Here is a 14,560-nt window from a genome sequence, read left to right as displayed (position 1 = left end):
GACTGACCTGCGTAACCGCGCAGGTCTTAGCCACGTTTGGTAAACCGTTTGATCCAGCCTTTCTTTTCGGCCTCGGGCGCTGCGTCGCCGTCTTCCGCACCTTCTGCGGGTCCTTCCAACACTTCCTGAAACCGAGTGAAAAACTGATCGGCCATTTTCTTGGCAAATCCGTCAATCAGCCTGCTGCCCAATTGCGCAAGCTTTCCGCCAACCTTCGCTTCGACATCGTAAATCAGCCGCGTGCCGCCGTCTTCCAGCGGTTCAAGACGAACATTTGCGCCGCCCTTGGCAAACCCGGCGGCACCGCCCTTGCCTTCTCCGGAAATGATCAGGGATGTGTTTTCAACCATTTCCGAAAGAACCACAGTACCCTTGAAAGTGGCTTTTACGGGGCCAACCTTTTGCACCACGACCGCCTCGAACCCGTCTTCGGGCGATCCTGTGACCTCTTGCGCGCCGGGCACACATTCCATCAGCACATCGGGACTTAGCAAAGCCGCATAGACTGTGGCCGGGGGGGCCTGAATATCGCGCTGATCGCTCATCTGCATAATGTGTCTCCTCGCTGTGCTCATTGTTTTCTAATGCATCTTTGGATGGCCGCCAACGACGTTTCGATCCGGTGTCGCAAACAGGCATAGACACCAGCCAGCGCTGTGTTAGCGGTGAAGTCAAATCAAAGTAGGAACTTCATTTGACCTCTGCCCTGAGAAATCAGTCCAGTGTCGGCATTGCTTTCATTCTGGCCGGCATGCTCAGCATTTCGCTGAATGATCTGATGATTAAACTGTTGTCTGGCGATTATCCCCTGCACCAGATCGTTTTCGCGCGATCCAGCATTGGTATTCTGTTCACGCTGATCCTTGTGCGGTTCGAAGGCGGGCTTTCGATTTTGAAGACAAAGCAACCTGCCTTGCATCTGCTGCGCGGTGTTTTGATCGTGATCGCCAACATGACATTTTTCGTGGCACTTGCCGCCTTGCCGCTGGCGGATGCAACGGCCCTGTTTTTTGCAGCGCCGTTGTTCATAACCCTTTTGTCCATTCCAATACTGGGTGAAAAAGTCGGGCCTTTGCGGATCATCGCTGTTGCCATCGGATTTTTGGGCGTCATCGTCATGCAGCGCCCATGGGAAGGATCAGATGATCTCATGGCAAGCCGCATCGTGCTTTTGTTGCCGGTTTTGTCCGCCATCACATATGCGTTCAACCAGATCCTGACACGAAAACTGGGCGGAACGACCAAGGCTTCGGCACTGGCATTATACATTCAGGCAACGTTTATTGTTGTGTCGGTCCTGTTTTACGTCGTCGCCGGCGACGGGCGCTTTGCCCAAGGGTCCGAAAACAGCAGTGTGCAGTTTCTTCTGCGGGCCTGGGTCTGGCCCACAGACAATGATATCTGGGTCATGCTCGGGCTTGGCGTGAACTCTGCGATCATCGGATATTGCCTCAGTCAGGCGTACAGGATGGCCGACGCTGCCACGATCGCACCGTTTGAATATGTCGGCCTGCTTCTGGCCGTTTTCTGGGGCTGGGTCTTCTGGGCCGAAATCCCGGTGTGGGAGGTTTGGCTGGGCATGCTTCTGATCATGGGATCGGGCCTGTTCGTGTTTTTGCGCGAACGGCAAAAGGCAAGGAAACTGGCATCAGCAACTGTGAACCGGCGCTACTAAGGCGCTGCCTTCCTTTGCCGGTGCCATTTTTGCATGCTTGATACGCTTCAAGATACCGGACCTGTCCGCATCCACGAAGGTTGCGCCCCGTGATTGGCGGCGTTACCGTTATTGAAAGGATGTGTCAGGCATTCCAATCAACAAAAAACACGGGGGCGTTTAATCAGAATGCTAAAGACACTTGCTCGCACAATTACGCTTGTCCTGCTTTGCGCTCCCGCACATGCGCAACAACCCCCGCCGCCCGCCGTCATTGTAACGCAGGCAATCCTTGAAAACGTGAACGAAAGCGCTGTGTTCAACGGGCGGCTGGAAGCAGACCAGCGCGTTGATCTGCGGGCACGTGTCAGCGGAACGCTGATGGAAGTTCTGTTTGAACCGGGCGATATCGTATCAGAAGGCGATGTCCTGTTTCTTATCGAAGAAACACTTTACGCCGCCGCTGTGAAAGAAGCCGAAGGATCACTGGTTTCGGCCGAAGCAGAGCGCAAACTTGCAGAACTTGAACGCGACAGACAACAGGTTCTGGTCGAACGCGAAGCATCGGCACAAACACAACTGGATCGTGCCGAAGCCGCGCTTGGTCAGGCCGAGGGTTCTGTTATCCGCCTGAATGCCGCGCTTGATACCGCAAGACTGAATTTGTCCTATACCAAGGTCGTTGCGCCTTTTTCGGGGCGTTTAGGCGTTGCACAAGTGGACGAAGGCGCACTTGTCGGGCTTGAAAGCGGGCCGCTGGTGACGCTCACAAAGCTTGATCCGATACACGCAGAATTCCCGGTATCGACAGCCAATCTGCGTGCGCATCTGGATCGTGTGGCTTCTGGCAAGTCCAGCAACGAGGCCGTCGTGTCTTTGATCCTGGCAAACGGGGATACCTATGAAAGAATGGGTGACGTCGATTTTGTGGACAGCGCTGTCAATTCGGCAACCGACTCTGTGAACGTCCGGGCCAGGTTCGACAACCCGGAAGGTGTTCTTCTTGATACAGAGCTTGTTCGCGTTGTTCTGACATCGGGCGAGGCAACCGAAGTCCTGACGGTGCCGCAACAAGCCATCCAGCGCGATCTGCAAGGCGCATTTGTTCTGGTTGTGGCCGACGATAATACTGCCCAACAGCGGCGCGTCGAAGTTGACCGGATTGCGCAGGGCAAGGCGATTGTGTCCGACGGACTGGTCGCAGGTGAAAAGGTGGTTACAGACGGCATCAACAAGGTGCGCCCCGGCATGGTCGTTGATGCGGCCACTGCGGACAACGGATAGTCCGATGCTGGCAGATCTCTTTATTGCGCGCCCCCGCTTTGCCGGCGTCATTTCAATCGTCATGTTTCTGGCCGGTCTTATCGCCCTGACGCGGATGCCGGTCGAACAGTTCCCCGATATCGTTCCGCCGCAGGTCACCGTGACCGCATCTTATCCCGGTGCCGGGGCCGAAGTGACGGAACAAACCGTCGCGCAGGTGATCGAAGACAAGGTCATTGGCGTCGATGACATGATTTACATGAAATCCACGTCGGGCGCGGATGGCAGTTACACGCTGAACGTCAGCTTTGCAGTCGGCACCGACCCCGACATCGCCACTGTCAACGTACAGAACCGTATGGCATTGGCTGAACCGTTGCTGCCGGCTGATGTGCGCAACACCGGGATCAGTGTGGCCTCCAAATCGACATCGCTGCTGATGGGTATCGTGCTCTACGCCAAAGACGAAAGCGTCGACGGTCCTTTGCTGACCAACTACGCGCGCATCAACCTTGTTGATCAGTTGAAAAGGGTGGCAGGGGTTGGCGATGCCAAGCTTTTTGGCAGTGACGATTTTGCCATGCAGATCAATCTGGACATTGACCGACTGACGGCCCTTGGGCTGGTGCCTGATGATATCTCGGCAGCGCTGCGCACCCAGAACGTTCAGGCGGCTGCAGGGCGCGTTGGCGGGCAACCGATGACGGAAGACCCAGGTCTGCAATTGAACATCACGACCACCGGCCGCCTGTCCGATGCCGAAGAATTCGCCGAAATCATCGTTCGGTCCAACCCTGACGGATCGGTGATCCGTATTGGCGACGTGGCCACGGTAATTCTGGGCGAAAAAAGCGCTGACGTCATCACCAGCTTTGACGGTGTGCCGGGCACGCTGATCGGCATGTATCTGGCCCCCGGTTCCAATGCCCTGAATGCGGCCGAAGACGCCAAGCACCTGATGGAACGGCTGTCGCAGAATTTCCCGTCCGGCATCGGATACGATATCATTTCGGACAATTCCGTGTTCGTCGAAGAAAGCATTCTGGCGGTTGAACACACTTTGATCGAAGCGTTCGTTCTGGTCGTGCTGATCGTATTCCTGTTTCTGGGGAATTTGCGCGCCACGATCGTACCTCTTGTCGCCGTGCCCGTGGCATTGGTTGGTACCTTTGCGGTGATGATGGCGATGGGGTTTTCGCTGAACACCGTGTCATTGCTTGCACTGGTACTGGCCATCGGGATCGTGGTGGATGACGCCATTGTTGTTGTCGAGGCCGTCGAGGCCAAGATGGAGGAAAACCCCGGGATGAGCCCCGCCGAAGCGGCCAGTGCCGCAATGGGCGAAATCACCGGTGCGATCCTTGCCATTACGCTGGTGCTGTTGTCGGTTTTCGTGCCGGTCGCCTTTATTCCCGGTATATCCGGCCAGCTGTTCCAGCAATTCGCGGTGGCTGTATCTGTCTCGATGGTGATTTCGGCGATTAACGCGCTGACCTTGTCACCGGCCCTGTGTGCCATTTTGTTAAAACCGCACCACGGACCCAAGAAAGGTATCCTTGGCTGGATCTCAAACCGCATCGACAATGCGCGCGACGGCTATGCAAATGTGGCGGGTCACATTGCCCGCAGGGCTGTATTGGGCGTGCTGCTACTGGTCGGAGCAGGCGTTATGACCGGGCTTCTGTTCGGCAAGATCCCAACCGGGTTTTTACCCGCGGAAGATCAGGGATCTTACATTGTAGAAACAAGATTGCCGGAATCCGCATCCGTAAACCGGACATTCGCAGCCCAGCGCCAGGTCGAAGACCTGATCCGCGAAATTCCCGGCGTCAAGACCGTGACCAGCGTTGTCGGCTACTCCATTCTTGACGGCATCGTAAAATCAAATGCGGCCTTTTCGTTTGTTTCGATGGACGAGTTTGCCGAGCGTACCACAGTCGAAACATCGGTTTTTTCCGCCATTCAATCGACACTTGTTCGCGGCAGTACAATACGTGAAGCGCAGGTGATCGCATTCAACCTGCCACCCATTGCCGGGCTGGGCAGCGGCTCAGGCTTCGAAATGCAGCTGACCGATCTGCAAGGGCGCAGTGCTGCCGATCTGGCCGCAACGGCGCGCGGACTGACAGTTGCTGCCAATCAGCATCCTGATCTGTCCGGCGTCTATACAACCTTTTCGGCCAACAGCCCGCAACTGTTCCTGAATATCGATCGAAAGCGGCTTTATACGCTGGGTGTTCAGGTAAGTGATGTGTTCTCGGCTTTGCAGGCGTCTTTGGGTGGCCTCTACATCAACGATTTCAACCTGTTCGGCCGGGCATGGCAGGTGCGCGTGATTGCGCAGGAACAGAACCGCGATGCCGTAGACGATATCAACCGGATTCACGTCCGTTCAAACACCGGCCAAATGGTTCCGTTATCTGCATTTGCGACGGTTGAATACACGACCGGCCCGATGTCATTGCAGCGTTATAACAACGTGCGGACCGCCACGATTAACGGTGATCCGGCTGCTGGCGCGTCTTCGGGCGATGCGATTGCGGCGATGGAACAGATCATGGCGGCCAATGCACCACCCGGCTTTGATTACGAATGGACCGGAACCGCTCTTCAGGAAAAAGCGGCTTCTGGGCAAACCACAGTCATTCTGGCGCTGGCCGTTTTGTTTGCCTATCTGTTTCTGGTCGCGCTTTACGAAAGCTGGACCATTCCGGTTCCGGTTCTGTTGTCGGTCATTTTCGGCGTTCTGGGTGCGATGATTGCCTTGCTGGTCACCGGATTGCCTTTCAATATCTATGCCCAGATCGGGTTGGTTGTGCTGCTTGCACTTGCAGCCAAGAACGCGATTCTTATCGTGGAATTCGCCATGGCGAAACGGGCCGCCGGCCTCTCGATTATCGACGCCGCGATATCCGGCGCCAGCGCACGGTTTCGCGCGGTGATGATGACAAGCTTTGCCTTTATCGCGGGCCTTATCCCACTGGTCACAGCCGAAGGTGCTTCGATGCTGAGCAGGCGCGCGGTTGGTACCGGTGTTGCAGGCGGGATGCTGGCAGCGGCAGCCGTCGGGATCTTTGTGATCCCTGCCTTATACGTCGTGTTTCAGACATTGCGGGAAAAGGTCAAACGACAACCGGACGCGACAACTCCGGATCAACCGTCCACATAGGTTTACTGCGGGTTCAGGAGTGGCCAAGGGTTATAATCCGCCGGAACAAACTCGCATTCATCCCGGCGGGCACCCGAACCACTCACTCTGTCCAGCAAGGTTTCCCCTGGGACATAATGCCGTGGCACTCGTCACTACAGGGATCGTTAGACAGCCCAAAATGGGCCAGTATATGACGCCGATAAGCGTCAGGTGTCAGGAATTTGGCGCAAGTAAGGTCGGGTTTTCCGGGTCGTTTTTTCGTCCGGCTCGGTTTCGGAAACAATGGCGGGCAAATCATCTGGCCGTTACAGATTTCACAAAGATATCCCGCCCGACTGTTTCCAGGATCAGCACGAAAATCGCCCCAAACCGCTTTAACAATTGAGGCGAAATTGCCCATCTTCAATAATGGCCAATTCCGGAACAATCTGTTTCTGAGCGCGGCAAATCTACTGCGCGGCCACAGGCAACCGGGCCAGCTTGCACTGATTCCACAATTGCGCCAACGCGTTCACCAACCGGTCAAGATCTTGCGTGCTGTGAACAGGTGACGGAGTGATGCGCAACCGTTCCGTGCCTTTCGGGACTGTCGGATAATTGATCGGCTGAATGTAAATTCCGAATTGGTCCAGCAGCAGGTCCGAGATGTATTTGCACTTGACCGGATCGCCAACCATCACTGGGATGATATGACTGGGATTATCCAGATGCGGTATGCCTGCCTTGTCCAGGCGCATACGCAGTTCTGCCACGCGTTTCTGTTGCAAGGCCCGTTCGCTCTGGCTTGATTTCAGATGGCGAACCGATGCGGCGGCACCGGCGGCGATGGCGGGCGGCAGCGCCGTGGTGAAAATGAACCCGCTTGAGAAACTGCGCACGAAATCACACAGTGCAGCGGAAGCCGCGATATATCCGCCAACAACACCAAATGCCTTGCCCAGCGTTCCCTCGATCACTGTCAGCCGGTGCATCAGCCCTTCGCGTTCGGCAATGCCGCCGCCACGTGGCCCATAAAGGCCAACAGCGTGTACCTCGTCCAGATAGGTCATCGCGCCATACCGGTCGGCAAGATCACAAATCTCGGCAATCGGGGCAATGTCGCCATCCATTGAATAGACGCTTTCAAAGGCGATCAGCTTGGGCGCGTTCGCCGGGGCCGCAGCCAGTTTCGCCTCGAGATCGGCAAGGTCATTGTGCTTCCAGATCACTTTGGGTGCCCGCGAATGGCGAATACCCTCGATCATGCTTGCGTGGTTCAAGGCATCGGAAAACACGATGCAATCAGGAATTTCCGACGCCAGTGTTCCCAGCGCGGCCCAGTTTGACACGTATCCCGATGTAAACAGCAGGGCCGCTTCCTTGCCGTGCAGATCAGCCAGTTCAGCCTCAAGCAGAACGTGATCATGCGTGGTGCCGGAAATATTGCGTGTTCCCCCCGCGCCAGCACCACACCTGTCCAGCGCGGTATGCATCGCGTTCAGAACCGACGGATGCTGCCCCATCCCAAGATAATCGTTTGAACACCACACCGTGACATCCTGCTGGTCGTCACCCTTGTGTCGGGTGGCCGCGGGAAAGTGCCCCTTGTGCCGTGCCAGATCGGTGAAGATGCGGTAATTCCCTTCTTCCTTGAGGCGCGAAAGACGATCATGGAAATAGGTTTCATATGTCATGTCAGACCCCTCGGACTTTTGGTGTTGATGGCCAAAAAATAGGATGCGGCACCGTTTGCTTCCTTGACTAACGTCAAGTCATCGAGCCGCAGCCTTCAAAAGTCTTGGTTGCCATGTTTTCGCGCCACACATAGCATGGCAAAAAAGCGTGGAACCAGAATGATCAAAGACTTGAACTTGAAAACAGCCAGAGAGTCTTTGCTGCTACGCAGCCTGCCTGATCCTGTTGTTGATACCGTGCTTAAAGGCGCACACACCCGGACCGCGACACGGGGCGAAACTCTTTTTCTGCAGGGTGAAATGGCACAAGTTATTCATGTCGTTCTGGATGGCTGGGTGAAACTGTACCGTATTGCCCCAAACGGAAACGAAGCCGTGGTCAGCGTGTTCACCCGCGGCAGCAGTTTTGGTGAAGCCGTTGCACTGCGTCATCTGGACTATCCGGTATCGGGAGAGGCGGTAACCGACTGCACATTGATGCAAATCTCGGCAACCTCGCTCATTTCGCTGATGAAGGACCAGCCGGAAATCTGCGTTTCGATTTTGGCATCAACCTTTCAGCACCTGCATTCTCTTGTGTCACAAGTTGAACAAATCAAGGCACAGACCGGGGCCCAGCGGGTTGCGGAATTCCTGCTGGATTTAAGCAACTGTGCTGATGGAAGCTGCGTTGTGACCCTGCCCTACGACAAGGTTCTGATCGCTGGCCGGCTTGGGATGAAACCGGAAAGCCTGTCCCGCGCGTTTTCGAAATTGCGCCCCGTTGGCGTGCGGATTTCCAAAAACCACGCCACGATCGATAATGTGGAACGCTTGCGTGACTACGCCGAAGAAGATCCTGCGGCAGCCTGGAACAAAGCGCTGTGAGCAGACTGGAACAGGCGCTTTCACGGATTGACGCGGCCAACGCGGCCGATCCCGATACAGCCGAAGGCGCGCCCGCCGCGCAGCTTTATGGCCAACGGATGAGCGCGGAACTCGCGCGCCTTTTTCCCGACGCGTCAGAGCCGCTGCAAATCGCCGCCCGCGGTCAACATATTGAACGCTGGGTTCTGAAGCGGGCCGATTTTCCGCAGGACCGCGCCGGATATCTGGCGTGGCGGCGCGATCTGGCCAGGCATCATGCGCATCGTGTCGGAGAGATCATGTTGGAGAGCGGCTATAGTGCAGATCAGGCAGATGCCGCAGGGCGGATGATCCGCAAAGAGGGGATCAAGCGCGACCCAGAGGTCCAGGCACTGGAAGACGTGATTTGTTTCGTCTTTCTGAAATGGTATTTTTCACCGTTTTCCAAAACGCAAGCCCCCGACAAATTGCTGAGGATCGTGGAAAAGACAGCGCGCAAAATGTCGGCAGAAGGGCGTACGCGTGTTTTGAAGGAATTCGATTTACCTGCCGATTTCGCGGACGCTTTCAAAACATGAACGGGATCAGATAGAGGCCCAGCAACACGGTACAGAACACACCAAGCGCCAGCCCAAAGCCGCGGGCCCAGAACGGCGCGGCACACAGCCCCAGATAGCGCGACAGGATCACACGCGCTTTCAGCCAGGCAAGCAGCAGAACAATTGCCCCGCTCGCGGCATGCCACTGCGATGGCACAGGCAGGATCGACACCAACGTTGAAACGGCGCTGAACCCGATCAGCATCCCCCAACCCAAAATCAAGGCCCGCATCGTCATCGCAGCAGATAGATCACGGGGAACAACAGAACCCAAACCAGATCAACCATATGCCAGAACGCTGCGCCTACTTCGATGTTGCGGGGCGCATCGCGCCACATCACCAACAGCAGAATGACAATCCCGGCCACCACATGCGCAGCGTGAAACCCTGTAAGCAGATAGTAGAACGTAAAGAACGGGTGCGTGTCCCAGCCGATCCCAAGTTCTGCCTTGTCGGCATACTCTGCTGATTTGATCCACAAGAATGCAAAGCCCAGGACAGCAGCGAGCCCTAGCAACACGCGGGCGCGCGCACGTTGGCCGCGTTCGCGCACGGCAACGGCAAGCGCCGCAAACAACCCGCTTGTCACCAGAACAATCGTGTTGATCCCGGCCGCTGTGCTGTTCAGCACGGCCTGCGCTGATGCAAACCCTGCAGGATCGGTGGCCCGCATCGCCGAAAAGGCCGCCAGACCGGCCCCGAACACCAGCAGCTCGCTGATGATCAACACCCACATCATCAAATCGCCGGGCAGCTCATCCAGCACCGAATGCGTGCTCATGCACCCACCAGTTCCCGATAGATTTGCGGCAACGCCTCGGTCAGCTTGTCGGGGTGCGCGATCACATGAAAGCCGCCGCGCCCGAACAGTCGCGGGAACCACGTTTTGGCCTGTTTGTCGATGGTGACACCAAACACCGATTGCCCTGCACGACGCGCCTCGCGCACGGCCATGGCAGTATCTTCGATCCCGTGGCGGCCTTCGTAATGGTCCAGATCATTGGGTTTGCCATCGGTAATAACCAGAAGAAGGCGGCGCTTCTTGCCCTGTTGCGCCAGATCGGCCGACGCATGGCGGATCGCTGCCCCCAACCGCGTGTAGAATCCCGGGCGCAATGCACCAATCCGGTCTTCGACATGCGCGCTCATCGCTTCACCAAAAGCTTTGCATTGCTGGATATAGACGCGGTCACGTTTTAAGGATGAAAACGCATGGATCGCAAAATCGTCCCCGCACGCATCCAACCCCCAGCTGAGCGCCGCCAGCGCTTCACGCTCGATATCAATCACGGTGCGCCCCGTTACGGCGCTTTCCGTCGAACGGGACACATCAAGAAGGATAGACACCGCCAGATCGCGGGCCTGTGGCAGGGATTGCCGCCAGATGCGGTTGCTGCCCGACCCATTGGCCAGAATATCGACACGCGCGCGCACAACCGCCTCCATGTCCAGTTCATCTCCGTCCAGACATGCCGGAACAAACACCCGTCCCGGGCGCAATGCTTCGAACTGGCGTTTGACATGACGGATACGACGCGCCGCACGAGGGTCTTCTCGAAAGGAAGGAATTGTATCCCCCGCTTTGGCAAGACTGTGCAAAACACGCACGTGATCAGGTAGATAGCTGCCAGAGCGCGCATCCCATTCCGGAAATGTCGTCACGCCGGACAGGCGTTCACGGTCTACGTCTTCGGGGGCCAGATCCAGATGCAGCTTCAGCCGCGTGGCCGGTGCCTTGGAAATCTGGCCAAGGCCGATTTCATCCTGATCGTCAGCCGCTTTTTTTGCATTGTCCGGATCATCGTCATCGACACGGCGGTTCAGGTTCAGGAACTCTGCCCAACTTAGAATGGCTTCGAACTTGTGCAGGATCAGGCTGTCGGTGCGTTCGGCCTGATCGGCCTGACGACGGCGCGCGCGATGGGTGCCGTCACCGGATTCTTCGGGCGGCCCGTCTGAATCACGCGCTTCGACACTGTCTGGGGCGCTGAACACCAGTTCGCGCAGATCAGGCCACAGAGGCACCGGCTGATAGGGGCTGTATCCCCTTGTTGCCGTCAGGGTTTCACGTGGAGCATCCAGCAATTTCAATGCCAGTGCAGGCAGCGGCGCAGGATCGCCCAGCGCAGCCCGCACCAGGGCTTCGACGGCGGCTTCGGTTTTCGGCAGGTGCGCTGTGCGGCGGTGGTGGCGTGTGACATCACACAGACCGCGGTAAAGATCGGCCAGACCGGGGCCATTTTCCAACGCCGCCCGCGCCATTGTACGGGCGGCATCAATTGCACGCAGATCGGCGCGCAACGGATCATCATCGCGCACGAATTCGGGTGCGTGCGCCGCTGCGGCTGTCAGCCACAGATACAAGGCCCCGTTGGCTTCGCGCGTTGGAAAAACCGCCAGTCTTTGCGGCAAGCGCAAGGCTTCTCCGTCAAAGCTGGCGCGCGGGACTATTTCGGCCTCGGCTCCCAGACGGCGCAGAAAGCTCAGCCTGTGGCGGCTGACTTCGGCGCTGACAGGGCGCAGTTCGACGGCATGGGAACCGCCCAGTCCACGGAAAAAAACTGCCAGCCGCCCGCTGACCTCGGAAAGGTCAACACCGGCTCCGTGATGCATGGTTGGCGCATCCAGACGGCTGGCAAACGCGTGCCACAGTTTCCCGACAGTTTCTTCGGGTTCCCATGGCTCGATTTCAATCTTGCCCATGGCCATGCCTCACCCGAAGATGGCCGTAACAAGATCGAGGAGCCCGCGTTTGATATCGGCATCATCGGTCAGCGGTTCGATCATCGCCGCTTCGACGGCCCGTTCCACGGGCATGCCTTGTGCTATCAACGTGGCCGCATAGACGATCAGCCGTGTTGAAACACCCTCTTCCAGATCCTGACCTTTCAGGGCCCGCAATTTCCCGCCAAGTCGGACAAGCGGTTTGACCCGGTCAACATCCAGCCCACTTTCACAGGCCACGACTTCCACCTCGACATCGGGCTTGGGAAAGTCGAATTCAACGGCCAGAAAGCGCTGGCGTGTCGATGGTTTAAGGGTTTTGAGAATATTCTGGTAACCGGGGTTGTACGAGGCCACCAGCATAAATCCGGGCGCGGCTTCAAGCTCTTCTCCGGTACGGTCGATCGGCAGGATACGCCGGTCATCCGTCAACGGATGCAAGACTACAGTCACGTCCTTTCGCGCCTCGACCACTTCGTCAAGGTAGCAGATCGCGCCTTCGCGCACCGCGCGGGTCAGCGGGCCATCGACCCAAACGGTTTCTCCGCCTTTCAGCAGATACCGCCCGATCAGGTCGGCTGCTGACAGATCGTCATGACAGGCTACCGTATAAAGCGGGCGGCCAAGACGGGCGGCCATATGGGTGACAAAGCGTGTCTTGCCACAGCCTGTCGGACCTTTCAGAAGAACCGGCAGATCATTCGCGCTGGCCGCTTCGAACAGGGCGCATTCATCGCCCTGCGGCAGGTAAAAGGGGGCGTCAGCCGCCCCCTTCTTGTTCGGGGCAAAGGTGCCATCCATATCGATCACTCCGCTGCTACTGTTTTACCGGGTTCGATCACTTCGCGCCGGGGCACAAAGATCGCGTAAAGGAACAACAGAACGCCCAGGAAGACGACCACACCGGACCCAAAGCGCATCCAGTAGAACAGCGCGATGCTGTCCTGCACGTCCATAAAGTTTTCGCCCAGCACGCGCTGCATGTGGGTTTGGACAGTGCCAGCAAAGGTCAGTGTGAAGGTCATGAACACCATACCACCCGACATCAGCCAGAACGACGCCATGTTCAGCACCTGATTATAGGGATCACGCCCTTTCAGGATCGGCATCGCATAGGTGAAGATCGCAAGGTTAAGGCAGACATAGGCACCATAAAACGCAAGGTGTCCGTGCGCAGCCGTGATCTGGGTGCCGTGGGTATAGTAGTTGACCCCGTGCAGCGTGTGCAGGAAGCCCCAGACACCCGCCCCGAAGAACGCCAGTGTGGCGCAGCCAAGGCTCCACAACAGTGCTGCCTTGTTCGGATGGTCCCGACGGCCCTTCCAGACCATGACAAAGGCAAAGGCCATCATCATGAAGAACGGGATCACTTCAAGCGAACTGAAGATGGATCCGATCCACTGCCAGTAACCGGGTGATCCGATCCAGTAATAATGGTGTCCGGTACCAAGGATGCCGGAAAACAGCGCTGCGGCAACGATGACGTAAAGCCACTTTTCAACCACCTCGCGGTCCACGCCGGTCAGCTTGAGCATCAGGTAGGCCAGAATGGATGCCATTATCAGCTCCCACACGCCTTCCACCCACAGGTGGATCACATACCACCAGTACTGTTTGTCCAGCGCCAGATTGTCAGGATTGTAAAAGGCGAACAGGAACAACAGTGCCAGACCCCACAAACCCAGCAACAGGATGTTGGTGATTGCGGTTTTCTTGCCTTTCAGAACTGTCATGCTGACATTGTAAAGGAACATCAATGCAGCCACGACGATGCCCACCTTGACCCATTTGGGTTGTTCCAGAAACTCGCGTCCTTCCTTGCCCAGCAACCAGTTGCCTTCGAACAGGTTGAACACATAGGTCAGCACAACGCCCAGTGTTCCGACCACCAGGATGATCAGTTGCAGATAGGCAATGGTAGGCGAATGGATTTCACGCTCGGCTTCTTCCGGGATCAGGAAATAGGCCGCGCCGAAAAAGCCCAGAAGCAGCCACACAACAAGGCTGTTGGTGTGCAGCATCCGGATAATGTTAAATGGCAAAAGCTCTGACAGGGTGTTGGGCATCACATACACAAACCCCGCCAGCAAACCGCCCACGATCTGGATCGCGAACAGGCCAAGCGCCACCCCAAAATACGCATACGCGATTTTTTGTGATTGGTATTTCATCGGTTTCGTCCTTTCTCAGCCCGCATCATTGGGCGGCCAGCCCTGCGCATCGATAGAATCGGTCCACAGCAGAAAATCACTGAGGGCGCGGTATTCTTCGTCTTTCAGGCCAAAGTTCGGCATCTGACGGCGGCCTTCGATGCCTGTCGGCATGGCCTCCATCCAGCCTTTGAGCGTTTCAAACGCCGCCTCCGGATCGTCTTCGACGCCCCAGCGGGTCATCACGTTCGCCAGTTCAGGCGCGAAATACGCGCCTTCGCCAAGGATCGTGTGACAGTTGATACAACCGTTCTGTTCCCAAAGGTGTTTTCCAAGGGCAACGCTTTCGGTGATGCCCTCGTGATCGGTAGATGTGGTGACGATGTAACGGTGCGAATGAACCGACAGCCCCACAAAGATGATAATAAAGAACAGGGATCCCCCGAAAAAGATGTTCCGGGCCATGCTCTTGGTCATGACTTCGCGCATTGCGCTCTC

At 56.9% G+C, this 14,560-nt stretch carries 13 protein-coding genes; 5 read left to right on the top strand and 8 right to left on the bottom strand.

The window, feature by feature from the left end; translation table 11 throughout:
• Nucleotides 1-26: 26 nt before the first annotated feature.
• Nucleotides 27-551, bottom strand: a complete 525-nt coding sequence (locus OLX72_RS08770) for a CoxG family protein (RefSeq protein ID WP_114871555.1) — start codon at nt 549-551, stop codon at nt 27-29.
• A 143-nt stretch (nt 552-694) separates the two neighbouring features.
• Between OLX72_RS08770 and OLX72_RS08765 the strand changes: the two genes are divergently transcribed.
• The 3 genes from OLX72_RS08765 to OLX72_RS08755 all read left to right on the top strand — a co-directional run bounded on the left by OLX72_RS08765 (nt 695) and on the right by OLX72_RS08755 (nt 6,086).
• Nucleotides 695-1,675: a DMT family transporter gene (locus tag OLX72_RS08765; RefSeq protein WP_114871556.1), complete on the top strand. Its 981-nt coding sequence runs from the start codon at nt 695-697 to the stop codon at nt 1,673-1,675.
• Nucleotides 1,676-1,843: 168 nt separating this feature from the next.
• Nucleotides 1,844-2,938, top strand: coding sequence for an efflux RND transporter periplasmic adaptor subunit (locus tag OLX72_RS08760; RefSeq protein ID WP_433990290.1), 1,095 nt, complete (start codon nt 1,844-1,846; stop codon nt 2,936-2,938).
• 4 nt (nt 2,939-2,942) lie between these two features.
• Complete coding sequence (locus OLX72_RS08755) at nt 2,943-6,086, top strand: efflux RND transporter permease subunit (protein WP_433990289.1); 3,144 nt, start codon at nt 2,943-2,945, stop codon at nt 6,084-6,086.
• Nucleotides 6,087-6,517: 431 nt separating this feature from the next.
• On the opposite strand, the gene hemA is transcribed toward OLX72_RS08755, so the two are convergent.
• Complete coding sequence (gene hemA, locus OLX72_RS08750; RefSeq protein ID WP_433990288.1) at nt 6,518-7,741, bottom strand: 5-aminolevulinate synthase; 1,224 nt, start codon at nt 7,739-7,741, stop codon at nt 6,518-6,520.
• Nucleotides 7,742-7,876: 135 nt separating this feature from the next.
• Here hemA and OLX72_RS08745 point away from each other — a divergent pair, with 135 nt between their 5' ends.
• Together OLX72_RS08745 and OLX72_RS08740 are read left to right on the top strand one after the other, a co-directional pair.
• Entirely contained in the window at nt 7,877-8,608 is a 732-nt protein-coding gene (locus OLX72_RS08745; protein ID WP_433990287.1) for a Crp/Fnr family transcriptional regulator, read from the top strand.
• Nucleotides 8,605-9,165: a DUF4202 domain-containing protein gene (locus OLX72_RS08740; protein ID WP_114871558.1), complete on the top strand. Its 561-nt coding sequence runs from the start codon at nt 8,605-8,607 to the stop codon at nt 9,163-9,165. Before OLX72_RS08745 ends, OLX72_RS08740 begins: the two co-directional genes overlap by 4 nt.
• On the opposite strand, the gene OLX72_RS08735 is transcribed toward OLX72_RS08740, so the two are convergent.
• The 6 genes from OLX72_RS08735 to OLX72_RS08710 are packed head-to-tail and all read right to left on the bottom strand — an operon-like array spanning nt 9,155 to nt 14,551.
• On the bottom strand, nt 9,155-9,418 hold the full coding sequence (locus OLX72_RS08735; protein ID WP_205388993.1) for a nitric oxide reductase F protein: 264 nt from the start codon (nt 9,416-9,418) through the stop codon (nt 9,155-9,157). The two genes, OLX72_RS08740 and OLX72_RS08735, sit on opposite strands and share 11 nt — an antisense overlap.
• A gap of 2 nt (nt 9,419-9,420) precedes the next feature.
• Nucleotides 9,421-9,969: a cytochrome c oxidase subunit 3 gene (locus OLX72_RS08730; protein ID WP_114871560.1), complete on the bottom strand. Its 549-nt coding sequence runs from the start codon at nt 9,967-9,969 to the stop codon at nt 9,421-9,423.
• A complete protein-coding gene (locus OLX72_RS08725; protein ID WP_433990286.1) occupies nt 9,966-11,891 on the bottom strand; it encodes a nitric oxide reductase activation protein NorD in 1,926 nt (641 codons plus the stop codon). The genes OLX72_RS08730 and OLX72_RS08725 overlap by 4 nt, the downstream gene beginning before the upstream one ends.
• Nucleotides 11,892-11,900: 9 nt before the next feature.
• Entirely contained in the window at nt 11,901-12,713 is an 813-nt protein-coding gene (locus tag OLX72_RS08720) for a CbbQ/NirQ/NorQ/GpvN family protein (protein ID WP_114872442.1), read from the bottom strand.
• 5 nt (nt 12,714-12,718) lie between these two features.
• Nucleotides 12,719-14,083, bottom strand: coding sequence for a cbb3-type cytochrome c oxidase subunit I (locus tag OLX72_RS08715; RefSeq protein ID WP_114871561.1), 1,365 nt, complete (start codon nt 14,081-14,083; stop codon nt 12,719-12,721).
• A gap of 15 nt (nt 14,084-14,098) precedes the next feature.
• Nucleotides 14,099-14,551 (bottom strand): c-type cytochrome, encoded by a 453-nt coding sequence (locus OLX72_RS08710; RefSeq protein ID WP_433990285.1) that lies wholly within the window; start codon nt 14,549-14,551, stop codon nt 14,099-14,101.
• Between the last annotated feature and the right edge of the window lie 9 nt (nt 14,552-14,560).

The organism is Sulfitobacter sp. TBRI5, from assembly GCF_051013555.1.
Classification (GTDB): domain Bacteria; phylum Pseudomonadota; class Alphaproteobacteria; order Rhodobacterales; family Rhodobacteraceae; genus JL08.
Note: the sequence above shows the minus strand (reverse complement) of the source record. Positions and strands in the feature narration are given on the sequence as shown.